Source organism: Stenotrophomonas sp. YJH_SMC_25 (assembly GCF_059369595.1).
The window spans coordinates 49790-64926 of sequence record NZ_JCAFSV010000008.1 but is presented as its reverse complement, the minus strand read 5'-3'; the positions used below and the strand labels follow the sequence as shown (position 1 = coordinate 64926).

At 67.1% G+C, this 15137-nt stretch carries 12 protein-coding genes; 6 read left to right on the top strand and 6 right to left on the bottom strand.

The window, feature by feature from the left end:
• The first annotated feature begins 277 nt into the window (after window positions 1–277).
• Window positions 278–1804: an exopolyphosphatase gene (gene ppx / locus AC5P7E_RS12270; RefSeq protein WP_005408255.1), complete on the top strand. Its 1527-nt coding sequence runs from the start codon at window positions 278–280 to the stop codon at window positions 1802–1804.
• 77 nt (window positions 1805–1881) lie between these two features.
• On the opposite strand, the gene AC5P7E_RS12265 is transcribed toward ppx, so the two are convergent.
• On the bottom strand, window positions 1882–2055 hold the full coding sequence (locus AC5P7E_RS12265) for a hypothetical protein (protein ID WP_162792568.1): 174 nt from the start codon (window positions 2053–2055) through the stop codon (window positions 1882–1884).
• 143 nt (window positions 2056–2198) lie between these two features.
• Here AC5P7E_RS12265 and AC5P7E_RS12260 point away from each other — a divergent pair, with 143 nt between their 5' ends.
• The 4 genes from AC5P7E_RS12260 (at window position 2199) to lpxH (ending at window position 7772) form a co-directional block, all read left to right on the top strand.
• A complete protein-coding gene (locus tag AC5P7E_RS12260; protein ID WP_114619169.1) occupies window positions 2199–5123 on the top strand; it encodes a TonB-dependent receptor plug domain-containing protein in 2925 nt (974 codons plus the stop codon).
• A 142-nt stretch (window positions 5124–5265) separates the two neighbouring features.
• Window positions 5266–6411: a glycosyltransferase family 4 protein gene (locus AC5P7E_RS12255; RefSeq protein WP_005408252.1), complete on the top strand. Its 1146-nt coding sequence runs from the start codon at window positions 5266–5268 to the stop codon at window positions 6409–6411.
• On the top strand, window positions 6392–6931 hold the full coding sequence (locus AC5P7E_RS12250) for a phosphatase PAP2 family protein (protein WP_005408251.1): 540 nt from the start codon (window positions 6392–6394) through the stop codon (window positions 6929–6931). The genes AC5P7E_RS12255 and AC5P7E_RS12250 overlap by 20 nt, the downstream gene beginning before the upstream one ends.
• Before the next feature lie 94 nt (window positions 6932–7025).
• Complete coding sequence (lpxH, locus tag AC5P7E_RS12245) at window positions 7026–7772, top strand: UDP-2,3-diacylglucosamine diphosphatase (RefSeq protein ID WP_012479257.1); 747 nt, start codon at window positions 7026–7028, stop codon at window positions 7770–7772.
• A gap of 87 nt (window positions 7773–7859) precedes the next feature.
• Here lpxH and AC5P7E_RS12240 read toward each other — a convergent pair whose 3' ends face one another.
• On the bottom strand, window positions 7860–9113 hold the full coding sequence (locus tag AC5P7E_RS12240; RefSeq protein WP_005408249.1) for a zinc-dependent metalloprotease: 1254 nt from the start codon (window positions 9111–9113) through the stop codon (window positions 7860–7862).
• Window positions 9114–9338: 225 nt separating this feature from the next.
• On the opposite strand from AC5P7E_RS12240, the gene AC5P7E_RS12235 reads away from it, so the two are divergent.
• Window positions 9339–10796 carry a T6SS phospholipase effector Tle1-like catalytic domain-containing protein gene (locus tag AC5P7E_RS12235; protein WP_114619168.1) on the top strand — a complete coding sequence of 486 codons (1458 nt, stop codon included), beginning with the start codon at window positions 9339–9341 and terminating at the stop codon, window positions 10794–10796.
• Between the two features lie 68 nt (window positions 10797–10864).
• On the opposite strand, the gene AC5P7E_RS12230 is transcribed toward AC5P7E_RS12235, so the two are convergent.
• The 4 genes from AC5P7E_RS12230 to AC5P7E_RS12215 are packed head-to-tail and all read right to left on the bottom strand — an operon-like array spanning window position 10865 to window position 15065.
• Window positions 10865–11689 carry a ferritin-like domain-containing protein gene (locus AC5P7E_RS12230; RefSeq protein WP_049395711.1) on the bottom strand — a complete coding sequence of 275 codons (825 nt, stop codon included), beginning with the start codon at window positions 11687–11689 and terminating at the stop codon, window positions 10865–10867.
• Between the two features lie 9 nt (window positions 11690–11698).
• Window positions 11699–13165, bottom strand: a complete 1467-nt coding sequence (purF, locus tag AC5P7E_RS12225) for an amidophosphoribosyltransferase (RefSeq protein WP_005408246.1) — start codon at window positions 13163–13165, stop codon at window positions 11699–11701.
• Window positions 13166–13195: 30 nt separating this feature from the next.
• Window positions 13196–13975, bottom strand: coding sequence for a CvpA family protein (locus tag AC5P7E_RS12220; protein WP_012479253.1), 780 nt, complete (start codon window positions 13973–13975; stop codon window positions 13196–13198).
• Window positions 13976–14021: 46 nt separating this feature from the next.
• Window positions 14022–15065 carry an SPOR domain-containing protein gene (locus AC5P7E_RS12215; RefSeq protein ID WP_005408244.1) on the bottom strand — a complete coding sequence of 348 codons (1044 nt, stop codon included), beginning with the start codon at window positions 15063–15065 and terminating at the stop codon, window positions 14022–14024.
• Window positions 15066–15137 lie beyond the last annotated feature (72 nt).

Below are 15137 nucleotides of genomic sequence, written 5' to 3'. Positions count from 1 at the left end.
GCACGCCGTCCCGGCAGATCGCAGGGAACTGTCGAAGGCGGGGTGGGTCCGGTTGCGGGGGTGTCCGCGGCATGGATGCCGCGGCCAAGCCCCCAAGGATGGGTTCACGGCGTCCCCCGCAACCGGATCCACCCCGCCATCCCACGGATACCGCTTTTGACGTTGACGTTGACGTTGCCTCTGCGGGTGCAGGGCGCAGCCCTGCCGCACTCCCCTCTTCCAAAATGTGAAGGCCGCGCGGTGACGAGCACACCGCCCCTTCGGCTAACATTCGCCCATGCCGCATACCACTACGACTCCGCCCGCATTGCAGGATGGCGACCTGCTGGCCGCCATCGACCTTGGCTCCAACAGTTTCCACATGGTCATCGCGCGCTACACGCTCGGCCAGCTGCGGGTGATCGACCGGCTGCGCGAGACCGTGCGCATGGCCGATGGCCTGGATGGCAAAGGTGGGCTCTCTTCCGCCGCACGGCAGCGCGCGCTGGAATGCCTGGCCCGTTTCGGCCAGCGCATCCGCAATGTGCCGCCGCACCGGGTACGCGCGCTGGCCACCAACACCGTACGCCAGCTGCGCTCGCCGCAGTCGTTCCTGGTCCCGGCCGAAACCGCGCTGGGGCATGCCATCGAAGTGGTCAGTGGCCGCGAAGAAGCGCGCCTGATCTACCTCGGCGTGGCCCACGCGCAACCGCCCAAGCCCGGCCAGCGCCGGCTGGTCATCGACATCGGCGGCGGCTCCACCGAATTCATCATCGGCATGGGCATGCAGACCCTGGAGCGTGAAAGCCTGCAGGCCGGCTGCATCGCCAGCACCCGCCGCTTCTTCCCCGGCGGCAAGCTGAGCAAGAAGCGCTGGAAGGACGCGCTGGCCGAGATCGGCCGCGAGTTCCAGCCCTTCGCCAGCAAGTACCGCGCACTGGGCTGGCAGGAAGCGCTCGGATCTTCGGGCACGCACAAGGCAATCAGCGAGATCTGCGCGACGATGAAGCTGAGCAAGGGCGCGATCACCGCCGAGGCCCTGCCCCAGCTGCGCGACGAGCTGCTGAAGGCCAAGAAGATCGACGACATCCAGTTGCCGGGCCTGTCCAGCGACCGCCGCCCGATCATCGCCGGCGGCATCCTGGTGCTGGAGGCCGCCTTCCAGGCCCTGGGCCTGCAGAAGCTGCTGGTCAGCAAGGCGGCGATGCGCGAAGGCATCCTGTACGACATCGTCGGCCGTGCCGGTGAGAACGACCTGCGCGACGAATCGGTGGCCGCGCTCAGCCAGCGCTACGGCATCGACACGGTACAGGCCGACCGCGTGCAGGACACCGCGCTGTCGCTGCTGGAGCAGGTGCAGGAGCGCTGGAAACTCGATGCCGACGACGCACGCATGCTCGGCTGGGCCGCGCGCCTGCACGAGCTGGGCCTGATGATTGCCCACAGCGGCTACCACGTGCATGGCAGCTACGTGCTGGAACACTCGGACATCGCCGGCTTCTCGCGGCAGGAGCAGCAGATGCTGGCCGCACTGGTACGCAGCCATCGCCGCAGCGTGACCAAGACCGCGTTCGACGCCCTGCCCGAGCGCCTGCTGCTGACTGCACGCCGGTTGGCCGCCCTGCTGCGCCTGGCGGTACTGCTCAACCGCGCCCACGAGGACGATCCGCTGCCGGCATTGGAATTGACCGCGGACGACAATCGCCTGTCGCTGATCGTGCCGCAGGCCTTCATCGATGCGCGCCCGCTGCTCCGCGCCGACCTGATCGGCGAGACCGACGGCATCGCCGGGCTGGGCATCCAGTTCCGGCCGTTCGTGGCCTGATCCCTACGGCCAGGGCGGCACGTCATGACGCGTCGCCAAAGGCCTGTTCCGCGCGTGTTCGACAAACTGTTGAAGCTCTACGACCCCGGCCCTTCGGAGCCGTGGTCTTTTCTGTTTCCGCGCAGGCTGTCGCTGCCAACAAATGCCATGACGCTTTCGGTCCAGAGTCGGGGCGAGGGTGCATCGTCCATCGCTCCGCCGTCGATCAGATCAATCGATTGATTCACTTCCGGTTTGTGCGGAAGCGTCATGCGGCTCCATGGCGATTTCGTCCTTTCCCCATACCTCTCCCTCTCCTCCTTCACTAGGTTCGAACAACCACCGCCTGCGGTGGCGTTGGCGCGGCCCGCTTGGCTGCGCACCGAAGACTTCGAAGACTGAGAGAGAGACACCCATGACCATCCGTATTCCCGCACTGGGGCTGGCGATCCGTCGTGCGCTTGCAATCACGGCGACCACAAACCTGGCCGTTCCAGCGCTCGCGCAGCAGGCACCGGAAGCCACCACGCTGGACCGCATCGAAATCACCGGCTCACGCATCCGCCAGGTCGACCTGGAAACCGCACAGCCGGTGCTGACCGTCAGCCGCGCCGACATCGAGCGACAGGGCTTCAACTCCGTTGCCGACATCCTGCAGAACCTGACCGCGACCGGCAGCCCGGCATTGAGCCGCGCCAGCCCGTTGAGCGCCGGCGAAGCCGCCGGCGGCAGCTACGTGAACATGCGTGGCCTCGGTGCCCAGCGCACCCTGGTGCTGGTCAACGGCAAGCGGCTGGGCATGACCACTTCGGGTTTTCAGGACATCTCCAGCATTCCTGCCGCTGCGGTGGAACGCATGGAAGTGCTCAAGGACGGTGCCTCGGCCATCTACGGGTCCGACGCGATGGCCGGCGTGGTGAACATCATCACCCGGCGCAACGTTCAGGGTGTAACCGCCAACGTCTATCACGGCCAATACAGTGAAGGCGACGGTGCCCGTACCCAGTACGACGTGGTTGCCGGCTGGTCCAATGACCGTGCTTCCATCAGCGTTGCTGCCGAGCATGTCGAAGAAAAGGGCGTCTGGGCCAGGGACCGCGGCTTCAGTGCCTATACCTATACCGACGGCCACGCGGATGACGGCTGGACCACGGTCGGCCAGTGGGGTCGCATCACCGGCTTCAAGGGCCCCGGCTGCAGCAACAGCCGGGGCTGCAGCTATTCGCTCGACCGTGGCAGCCAGCCGGGCGGGCCGGACAGCTTCCACCTCAGCGACAACACACCGTTCACCGGCGATGTCAGCAACAGCAACGAGCAGATGCATCTGCAGACGCCGATCAAGCGCGATTCAATCTTCGTCGATGCGCGCGTGGAGCTGAACGACCAGGTCCGTTTCAACACCCAGCTGGCCTACAACCGGCGCACCACCACGCGCCAGATTGCCGGCTATCCCTTCCAGTCCGGCCCAGCCGGCATCACCCCGATGTCGGCCGACAGCTGGTTCAATCCGTTCGGCAGCCATCACGGCTACGACACGCCCAGCGATGTGCACTGGAACCGTCGTACCTGGGAGATTCCTCGCGTCAGCACCAGCGATCTGACCACCTGGCAGGCCGTCGCGGCACTCGAGGGCAACTTCGAATTCGGCGGTCGCGACTTCGACTGGGAAGCGGGTTACCAGTACAACCGCAGTGAGCTGACCCAACGTGCCACCGGCAACCTGCACAAGCAGCGCGTGGCCGATGCCACCGGTCCTTCGTTCTACAACCCGGCAACCGGCAAGGTCGAATGCGGAACGCCAGATGCGCCGATCGCAGGCTGCAAACCCTGGAACCCGCTGGTTCCGTATGGCCAGGACGATCCCTATGGCCTGACCGGTAACACGGAGCTCCAGGATTGGCTGTTCCCGGAAGAACTCACCCGCGGCCGCACCACCACCCGCAACCTGTTCGCCAACCTCAGCGGCAGCCTTGCCAGCCTGCCCGCCGGTGAGCTGGGCTTCGCCGTGGGGGCCGAGAGCCGCCGCGAGGACGGCCGCTTCATCCCTGATGCACTTGCGCAGACCGGTGCCACCACCAACCTGGCGGCAGGCCCCACCGGTGGCGGCTACCGCGTCGACGAGGCCTACCTGGAACTGAGCGTGCCGGTGCTGCGCGAGCTCGCCGGCGCCCGCGAACTGACCCTCAGCGCGGCGACGCGGTACTCGGACTACTCCACCTTCGGCGGAACCCTCAACAGCAAGTTCGGCTTCACCTGGAAGCCGATCGATCAGCTGCTGGTCCGCGGCACCTGGGCACAGGGCTTCCGTGCGCCGACCATCGCCAACCTGTACGGCGGCGGCTCGGAGACGTTCACCACCGGCTTCCGCGATCCCTGCGATACGGTCCATGGCGCAGCCGCGAGCAGTGCCGAGGTCCGCGCGCGCTGTGCTGCCGACATCGCCAACGCCGACACCTACCGCCAGCTCGGCCAGGGCAATGAACCCATCACCGGCAGCAGTGGGCAGACGCCCCTGCCCTTCACCAACGGCTCCAATCCCGACCTGCAGCCGGAAACTTCGACCAGCCGCACTCTGGGCCTGGTCTGGAGCCCGACGTTTGCCGAAGGGCTTCACATCGCACTGGACTGGTGGAAGATCCGCATCGACAACACCATCGTCTCCGACCATCCCAACGACATCCTTCGCGACTGCTACGAGCTGGGTATTGCCGAGCGCTGCAGCAGCTTCACCCGCGACCCGGAGCTGGGCATCGTCAACAAACTCAACTTCGGCAACCGCAACAGCGGCTTCCGCCAGGCAGAAGGCTACGACCTGGAGATTGGCCACAAGGTCGAAACCCGCTGGGGCAGGTTGAGCGCTGACTGGAAGTCCACCTATGTGGTCAACGCCGAAGAGAAGACCACCAACGAAGCCGGCGTACCGGCCATCCCCAGCAATGGCATTGCCACCAACGGCGGCATCGGCTTCCGCGTGCGCTCCAACGCGTCGCTGGGCTGGGAGCATGGCAACCTCGGCCTGACCTGGGGCCTGCGTTACTTCTCCGCCGTCAAGGAACGCTGCCTGGGTGCGGAGGATTATCCGAACGAGTGTTCCCATCCCGACCAGCGCGCGCCGTGGTTCAGCGGTACGCGCGACTACAACCGTCGTGGATCGGTCACCTTCCATGACGTGCAGGCGCGCTACAGCCTGCCGTGGGACGCCACCGTTTCAATCGGCGCCAACAACGTGTTCGGCCGCCAGGGCCCGGCCATGTACAGCCAGCCGAGTGCCAACTTCTCCTACTACGGTGGCTTCGACATCGGCCGTTTCATCTACATGAAGTACCAGCAGCGCTTCTGATCCACGCACCACGCACGGTGCCCACCACGGCCCTTCGGGGCCGTGGTGGCGTACGCTTCCGGCCGCGTCATCTGCCGGTCGCAAAGCGGTCACATCGGCTACATCGCCAGGCCCGAGCATGCCGGAAACCCGGAGGCCCGCCATGCGCTATGCCATCGTCACCGAGACCTATCCGCCGGAAGTGAACGGCGTTGCCCTCACCGTACAGGGGCTGGAGCAGGGACTGCGCAATTCCGGCCATGAGATCGACCTGATCCGGCCCCGCCAGGCCAACGAAGCGCTGGACTCCGCACCGGGCACCCTGTTGGTTCCCGGCGCCGCCCTGCCGCGCTACCCCGGCCTGCGCTTCGGCATGCCGGCACCGATCCGGCTCGGTCGCCATTGGCAGCAGCAACGCCCGGATGCCGTCTATGTCGCCACCGAAGGCCCGCTGGGCTGGTCGGCGGTGCGCACCGCACGGCGCCTCGGCATCCCGGTGGCCAGTGGCTTCCACACCCGCTTCGACGAGTACCTGCCCGACTACGGCGTGGCCTGGCTGCAGGCCGCCGCGATGCGCTGGATGCGCCGCTTCCACAACCAGGCCGATGCAACCCTGGTGCCCACCCGCGAACTGCAGCAGTTCCTCGGCGAACAGGGCTTCGAACGCGTGCGCCTGCTGGCGCGCGCGGTCGACAGCCAGCAGTTCGATCCGAACCGTCGTGACCCTGCCCTGCGCGAAGAGTGGGGCGTGGACGGCAACGGCCTGGTCGCGATCTATGTCGGCCGCATCGCCGCGGAGAAGAACCTCGGGCTGGCGGTGAAGGCCTTCCGTCGGTTGCAGCAGATCCGTCCGAAGGCCCGCTTCGTGTGGGTGGGCGATGGCCCGGCCCGCGAAAAGCTGGCGCATGAAAATCCCGACTTCATCTTCTGCGGCGTCCAGCGTGGCGATGCGCTTGCACGTCATTTCGCCAGCGGCGATCTGTTCCTGTTCCCCAGCCGCAGCGAGACCTTCGGCAACGTGACCCTTGAAAGCATGGCCAGCGGCGTGGCAACGGTGGCCTTCGACTACGGCGCGGCGCGCGAGTACCTGCGCAATGGCGAGAATGGCGCCGCAGTGGACAACGACGAGCAGTTCATCGACGCGGCCGTGCAACTGGCCGCGGATGACGCGCAGCGCCACGTGCTGGGCAGCAACGCCGCACGCGCCATGAAGCGCCTGCATCCGCAGCAGGTGGTGGCGGAATTCGACGCCCTGCTGGCCGAACTGGCCCAGTCGCGGAGGACCGGCCATGCGCACAACGCGGCTTGAACTGCTGGCCGACCGCGAAGCGCGCCTGTGCCGGCGGGCCAACCACTACTGCCGCCGCCGCCGTGTGCGCCGCCTGTTCGCGGTCATCAGCCGGCTCGGTGATGGCGTGTTCTGGTATGTGCTGATGGGCGCCCTGGTGCTGCTTGATGGCTTCGATGGCCTGCGCGCATCGGTGCACATGGCCGCCACCGGCCTGGCCGCGCTGTTGCTGTACAAGGGCCTCAAGCGCTGGACCCGGCGCCCGCGCCCGTATGCCGCCGACCTGCGCATCCGTGCCTGGGTGGCACCGCTGGACGAGTTCAGCTTCCCCTCCGGGCATACCCTGCACGCGGTGTCGTTCACCATCGTGGCGCTGGCCTATTACCCGTGGCTGGCGCCACTGCTGGTGCCGTTCACCGCGGGCGTGGCGCTGTCGCGGGTGGTACTCGGCCTGCACTACCCGTCCGATGTGCTGGCCGCCACCGGCATCGCCATCGGGCTGGCCTCGGCCAGCCTGGCCTGGTTACCGTTGCCGGTGTAGCCCCCGGGGTCAGATCCGTTTTCCTTCGGGGAGGGATCTGATCCCCACGATGCCGGCGGCGCTACCGTCATCGTTGATGCCCTAGAATGCCCGCATGACCACGTTGTTCATTTCCGACCTGCACCTGGACCCCAGCCGTCCGGAGATCACCGACCTGTTCCTGCGCTTCCTGCGCGAGCAGGCGCCCGGCGCCGATGCGCTGTACATCCTCGGCGACCTGTTCGAAGCCTGGATCGGTGACGACACTCCCTCGCCCGCCGCCGACGCGGTGGCCGATGCACTGAAGGTGCTGTCCGACAGCGGCGTGCCGGTGTACTTCATCCGCGGCAACCGTGATTTCCTGCTTGGCGAGGACTACGCGCGCCGTGCCGGCCTGCGCATCCTGCCCGACCCGTGCATGATCGACCTCTACGGTCGCCCGGTGCTGCTGCAGCACGGTGACCTGCTGTGCACCGATGACATTCCCTACCAGCAGTTCCGTGCACAGACGCGTGACCCGGCGTTCCAGGCACAGTTCCTGTCACAGCCGCTGGCAGCGCGTATCGCGTTCGCGCAGAAGGCGCGCGAAGCCAGCCAGGCCCGCCAGTCGGAAATGAAGCAGGGTGATCGCGCGCAGTTCGAGACCGTCACCGACGTGGCGCCGTCCGAAGTCGATGCCACGTTCGCGCGCCATGGCGTGGACACGATGATCCATGGCCACACCCACCGCCCGGCGATCCATTCGCTGCAGGCCGGTGGCCGTGCCTGCACCCGCATCGTGCTGGGTGACTGGTACGAGCAGGGATCGGTGCTGCGCGTGGATGCCGGCGGCTGGTCGCTGGATACGCTCGCGCGCGAATGATGGGTCCGAAGGTGCCAACCAAGGTTGGCATCTACCCGGGCAGGTGCACGTGCCCGGGTAGACGCCGCGCCTGGTCGGCGCCTGGCCTCAGCGGAAGGCCGCGATGGTGGCCTTGGTATTGACCAGCACGCGCTGGTTGTCGGCGGTACTGGCGTTGCCCATCGGGATGCCGTTGTAGCTGATGTTCGGGTTGGACCAGTAGTTCAGGCGCGGGCAACTACGGGTGCAGTTGTAGGCCATGATCGTGCGCCAACCGGTGCCGGTGGCAGGCTCGTAGCGATAGCCGTGGCCATAGGCGTAGGGCGAGGTGCTCGAGTCGGTGGCGATGTCATGCCGCGCGCTCTGCAGATGGCCGATCTCGTGCGCGAACGAGTAGTAGCCGGTTGCGCAATCCCAGTACACCGCCGCGAAAGCGGTCGACGCGGTCGAGCCGATGCCCGAGGCCAGGCCGCAGTAGGCACTGTTGTTGATGAGCAGCACGCCGACGTCGGCTGCGGTGGTGTTGCGGCTGGTGTGGATGCTGTCCATGTAGCCGTCGCTGGTGCCGCGGAAGCGCGCCAGATCGGTATCGAAGCTGCCGGACTCGGTGTAACTGGTGGTCTCGTAACCGGCCAGCTGCATGGTGATTCCAACGTTGCTGTTGACGTAACCCTGGTTGGACTCGGCCACCGCCAGCTGCACCAGCGACTGCATGTTGCCGCCATAGGCAGTGACCGCCGCATTGGTCGCCACCACCAGCACGCGGATGGTCGCCGGCGTTCCCGAAGAGGCCTGCGCGATGCCGATGTGGTCGTTGTCGGCCATCGGGATCTTCGGCAGCTGGTTGTAGTCAGCCGGATGATCGGCTGGCATCCTCGATTCGTCGACTTCGACCAGCACGTGGCGGTTACCCAGTGGACGCAGGCGATAGAGCTTGCCGTCCTTGCGGATCGAACCGGTGATGGTGTCGCCCGAACGTACCAGGATCAACGAATTGCCCGGATCGTCCTGGCCGCTGGAGGTGGCGGCGGTCAACCGGTCGGACGGCGAACGGAACTGGCCGTACCAGATGCTGCCACCATCGGGCAGCGCCTCGACCTTGCTGCGCACCGCCTGCACCCGTTTGCCGAGCAGCTCGAATTCCAGCTGCGGCTGCGCCGTAGCCGCCGCGTCGACACGCACTTCCTGCACCGTCGCCGTGGACGGGGTGGCCAGCAGCTTGCCGAGTGCAGGCTCGCTGTTGGCCGATGCCCGGCTGATGACCGTCACCGGTTCGAACAACGGTGCCGCATGCGCGGCTGCCGCCACCGACAAACCCAACACCAGGCCACCTGCCGCTTTGCCAATCGATCTGGACAACATTGCGTCGCTCCTTGAATGATGTGAACAGCGTTGATGCAGCACGCCCGGGTTTGCCGGGTTTGGCCATATGGCCTGCGCGGGTCGTGTGAATTCAATAGAAGATGGGAATGAAAATCAGGAACTGTGATCGACCGCATCTGCGTTAAGTAAGGTCAAAAGCGTCACTACACTTCGCCAATACACCGCTTTCGCGCTACCGTGACGCGGCCACGACGGGGAATGCACATGGCACCAGCGAAGGACACGGACGAAGATGTCGGCTTGCTGCGGATCGGCCTGTTCTTCGACGGCACCCGCAACAACGCACACAACCTGGCGCGCGGCCGTCTGCAGGTTCCGCAGCCTCGACCGGCGCAGCTGCGCGCGGACGATGATTCGACCTACCAGAGCCGGCTGACCAGCAGCTACGACAACGGCCTGACCAACATCGCGCGCCTGCAGCAGCTGTATCCGGACAGCCGCCGTGATGCGATGGCCGCTCCCTCGCTGTCGATCTATGTCGAAGGCGTGGGTACCCGCGATGATGCCGACGACGATCTGATCGGGCTGGCCTTCGGCATCGGTGCCAGTGGCGTTCGCGCGAAAGTGCAGCGCGCGCTGCAGGTGCTGCTTCCGGCCGCACTGTCGGGACTATCCGCACGCTGGCAGCGACCGCTGCATGGCGTGCAGCTGGACCTGTTCGGTTATTCACGCGGTGCTGCTGCCGCACGTGACATCGCCAACCAACTGCAGGGTTGGGACGGCGTGCGCTGGCGCCAGCTGCTGCAGGCCGCCGGCCTGTCCTGCACTGCGAACTTCGCCCCAGCCACGCCGGTGCTGCGCTTCATCGGGCTGTTCGACACCGTTGTCGCAGTCAATGGCGGCCGCGCCGATGAGCGGCCGCAGCTGGCCCTGCACAGCGGCATCGCCGGTCGCGTCGTGCAGCTCACTGCACGCGATGAACATCGCCAGCACTATCCGTTGACCAGCGTGGCACCGCCGTTTGCCGAGATCGCCCTACCCGGCGTACACGCGAATATCGGCGGTGGCTACAACCAGCTGGAAGAAGGTCCCAAGCTGCTCAGCCGCCCGCGCCGGCAACAGTTGCGCCGCCCCGCGGTTGCCGACTACCAGGTCCCTCCACTGGCGTTGCTGCGGGCCACCACGGTCTACGCTGAAACGCAGGCCGATGCCGAACGCTGGCGCCAGCAACTGGGCGTGGACGAGAAAGAAATCTGGGTGGATGTCTGGCACCAGTGGCAGCAGCAGCGTCGCGCCGGCAGCCGCAGCGTGCTGTTGTCACCGGCGCTGTATGTGACCGCCGCGGTGGTGCTGCGTCGGCGCATCGACTGGCGTTACCAGCTGATCGCACTGCAGGTGATGCAGCAGCAGGCCATCGACGCCGGCGTGCAATGGACCGCCAATGCCGCCGAGGTTCCTGGCTGGGAGCTGCCGTCCGCCCTGCAGCCGATCGCACGGCGCCTGGTGGCCGGACAGCCGCTGACGCAGACACAGGAGGCGCTGCTGCGCCGGCGTTACCTGATGCAGTCGGCGCACTGGAACTTCGATGCACTGGGCGACACCGCACTGACCTACGCCGCCGATGCCGGCGTCAGCGAACTACCCTACCGGCCGGGTCCCGGCCTGTTCTACATCAACCGACCGACGGTGGATGGCAAGCGCGTGGTGTTGCCGAACGTCTGAAAAAAGGGGACGGAGGGGATTAAGTCGTTTGTGCCACAAACGACTTGATCCCCTCCGTCCCCTTTTCTTCAACCGGCCTGTTCGACCAGGTTGGCGAGCTCATCCGCGTCGAAACCGGCCAGCAGGCGCGCTTCCATGTTGAACGGTCCGTGCAGGTAGCCGCCGGCGTACTCCACCAGCAGTTCCTTGAAACGTGCACGCGGTTCGACGCCGGCGCGGTCGCAGTACCAGCGGTACCAGCGCGAACCGGCAGCCACATGTGCCACTTCCTCGCGCAGGATCACTTCCAGCACATCGGCGGTCTCGCCATCACCGACATTGCGCAGTTTCTCGATCATGCCGGGCGTCACGTCCAGGCCGCGCGCTTCCAGCACGCGCGGCACCAGCGCCATGCGTGCCAGGCCATCGTGCGCGGTCTTTTCGCACATTTCCCACAGGCCGTTGTGCGCGGGGAAGTCGGCGTAGTCGTGGCCATGCACCTGCAGGCGCTCCCGCAGCAGCATGAAGTGCCGCGATTCGTCGTCGGCACAGCTGACCCAGTCGGCATGGAATGCCGGCGGCAGGCCGCGGAAGCGGTACACCGCGTCCCAGGCCAGGTCGATCGCGTTGAGTTCGATATGCGCGATGGCGTGGATGAAGGCAGCCCGACCTTCCACACCGCCCAGTCCGCGCCGCGGCACTTCGCGCGGGTGCACCAGCACCAGCTGCGCCGGCCGGCCCGGCATGCGGATCGGCTCTGGCGGTAGCGCGCCGGCAGCCACCTTCAGGCGGCCGGCACGGAACGCAGCGGCGTAGGCCTGGGTCAGCGCAACCTTGCGCAGCGGGTCGGCTTCGGCCAGGCACTGCTGCGCTGCGCGCAGCAGGTCGCCAGCAACGTCGGGTACGTCAACCACGCCTGGTCCTCAGGCGCGGCGCTTGTGCTTGGCGTCGTCCGACCGCAGCTGCTGGATGCGCTCGAAGTAGCCCGGTTCAATGCCGGTCGGGTAGTGGCCGTTGAAGCAGGACGAATCGAAGTTGCGCAGCGCCGGATTGCCCTCGCTCACTGCCGCTTCCATGTCTTCCAGGTCCTGGTAGATCAGCCAGTCGCAGCCCAGGTGGGCTTCGATCTCTTCCACGGTGCGGTTGTGCGCGACCAGTTCCTCGGCCGCCGGCATGTCGATGCCGTAGATGTTCGGGTAGCGCACCGGCGGCGCGGCGCTGGCCAGGTAGACCTTGCGCGCGCCCGCGTCACGGGCCATCTGCACGATCTGCTGGCTGGTGGTGCCACGCACGATCGAATCGTCCACCAGCAGCACCACGCGGTTGCGGAACTCAAGGTGGATCGGGTTGAGCTTGCGACGCACCGACTTCACGCGTTCGCCCTGCCCCGGCATGATGAAGGTGCGGCCGATGTAGCGGTTCTTGATGAAGCCTTCGCGGTACTTCACGCCGAGCACGTTGGAGATCTCAAGCGCAGCGTCGCGCGAGGTATCCGGGATCGGGATGATGGTGTCGATGTCGTGGTCCGGGCGCAGGCGCAGGATCTTCTCGCCCAGCTTGATGCCCATGCGCATGCGCGCCTTGTGCACCGACACGTTGTCGATCATCGAATCCGGGCGTGCGAAATACACGTATTCGAAGATGCACGGGGTGTGCTCGGCCGGCTCGGCGCAGATCTCCGAGAACAGCTCGCCACGCGCGGTGATCACCAGCGCTTCGCCCGGCTGCACATCGCGCACGCGCTGGAAGCCCAGCACGTCCAGCGCGGCCGACTCGGACGCCACGATGTACTCGTCGCCCTCGGCATGGCTGCGCTTGCCCAGCACCAGCGGACGGATGCCATGCGGGTCGCGGAAGGCGACCAGGCCCAGGCCCAGCACCACGCTGACCACTGCATAGCCACCCTTGCAGCGGCGGTGCACGCCAGCCACCGCGCGGATCGCGGCTTCCGGGCTCAGCTGGCGCTGCTGCTCCAGTTCGTAGGCGAACACGTTCAGCAGCACTTCGCTGTCCGAATCGGTGTTGACGTTGCGGCGGTCCTGTTCGAACACCTGCTGGCGCAGCGCCTCGGTATTGATCAGGTTGCCGTTGTGGGCCAGCGCGATGCCGTACGGCGAATTGACGTAGAACGGCTGCGCCTCGTCCATGCCTTCCGAACCGGCAGTCGGGTAACGCACGTGGGCGATGCCGACGCTGCCTTCCAGGGTGGACATGGTGCGGGCATCGAACACATCGCGGACCAGGCCGGTGGCCTTCTGCACGCGCAGGCGGCTGCCGTTGGCGGTGGCGATGCCCGCCGCGTCCTGGCCACGGTGCTGGAGGACGGTCAAGCCGTCATACAACTGCCCGGCGACGTTCTGGTTGCCGACGATTCCGACGATGCCACACATGGTGCGAGGTCTCCGCTGGGCTGTGCCCAGTTACAAGGAAGGTGGCCGTACCTGGCCGCGGTGGTCGCCGCGCCTGCGGTCGACATTGGCCGGATCGCCCGGCTCGATACTGTCCGGCAGTGCTGGGGCGTCCGGACGCACTTCGGCCGGATCGTAGGAATCGCCCTGTTCCGCTTTCGCAGGCCGCAGCCATCCGCTGCCTGCCACTACCTGGTTGAGGATGCCATTATCGCCTGCCGCGCCCGGCTTTCCCAACCCGGCGCCTGCGTTCTTGCCCAACTCCATCAATGCAGATGGGGACAGCGCGTCGGTCGGCAAGGCCTTGGGCAGCAGATCGGCCCCGGGAACCTCCCAGTGCGGCAGCTTGCTGTTCATCCAGGCAACGGTGGGGTTCAGCAGTGGCCGCACCGCCGAGCGCTGCCAGGAAGGCTCGGCAGTCAGCGGGGTGAAACTGCCCAGCAGCAGCAGGATCGCGGCGATCAGGCCGCCCCGCACGGCGCCCAGCACCCCGCCCAGCAGGCGGTCCAGGCTGGTCAGCATGCTGCGGTGGACCAGGGCCTTGATGACCATGCCGATCACCGCAACCACGATCATCACGCCGATGCCGACCCCCAGGTAGCCACCGACGAAGTGTTCGCCACCGGGGGCCGCCGGGGCGGCCCACCAATGTGCGGCGTCATTGCCGAAGGCGAAGGCCGCCCACGCGGCCAGCAGCCACGACAGGGTGCCGATGACGATTCCCACGAAGCCGCGCAGCATCCCCAGCAGGGTGGAGGCGGCGATCACGATCAGCAGCACCACGTCGATCATGGCGCCCCGCTCCTTCGGCGGCGCTGGCAACGAGGCTGCGCGTGGGTCATGGGTGCGGTCGGACCATGCCGGCCACGCCGACCTTGGCGGCAACCTGCGCCTTCAGCTGCTCGGCATCGCCACGGTTGGCCACCGGCCCGACGCGGACGCGATGCAGGGTGCCCTTTTCGGTGCGCACCTGCTCGACAAAAGCGCTGAAGCCGGCGGCGCGGACCTTGTCGCGCAGGGCGTTGGCATCGTTGGCCTGGCCGAACGCGCCCAGCTGCACGGCAAAGCCGACGCCGCTGGCGGCCGGCGCTGCCGGCGTGGCCGGGGCCGTTGCCGGCTTGCTGGCGGTGGCCTCCGGCTTCGGCTCGGGCTTCGGGGTTTCGGGCTTCGGCGCCGGCTTCGGCGGCTCGGGCTTGGCCGCCGGAGTGGTCGTTGCAGTCGGCGTACTCGGCGGCAGGCTTTCACTGCGCACCGGGTTGCTGCTGGCCGACGGCGCGGTGGCGGCGGATGGGGTACTGGCGCTCGGCGTAGCCGGTGCCGGGGTGGCTGCCACCGGGGCGCTGCTGTCCGCTGCGGCATCCAGGGTGATCACTTCGGCCTTCACATCGGCACGGATCTTCACCGCCTGCAGGCGGGCGGCCTCGGCCTGTGCTCGGTCGGCGTACGGCCCCACGCGCACGCGCCATGCCTGGCGGCCGTTGATGGTCGCCGTTTCGGCGAAGCCCGGCAGCTGCGAGCGCTTCAGGTAGGCGATCACCGCGTCGGCGTCGGCCTTGCTGCCGTAGGCACCGAAGGTAACCGCATAGTTGCCGGCGGCGACCGTCGGCGAGGTGTCCACGGTCGGCGGAGTGGCCGGCGTCGCGGCGTCCTGCAGCGGCTTGGCCTGCCCGGTCTGCAGGCCGGTGGCACCACCGGCCGGGGCGACCAGGGGCAGTTCACGGGTTTCGAACTGGCCATCGGCCGGTGCATCCGGCGCGGCGATCGGCACATTGGCCACGCCGCTGTCCGGTGCCGGCCCCTTGACCAGCATCGGCAGGAAAATCACGGCCAGTGCCACCAGCACGATGGCACCAATCAGACGCTGTTTCAGAGGCGTATCCACGTGAGGCAGGCAACTGTCCGGAGATTGGCATCGATTATACGGGTGCCGGACCGGACGGCGTCGGCGTTGGCT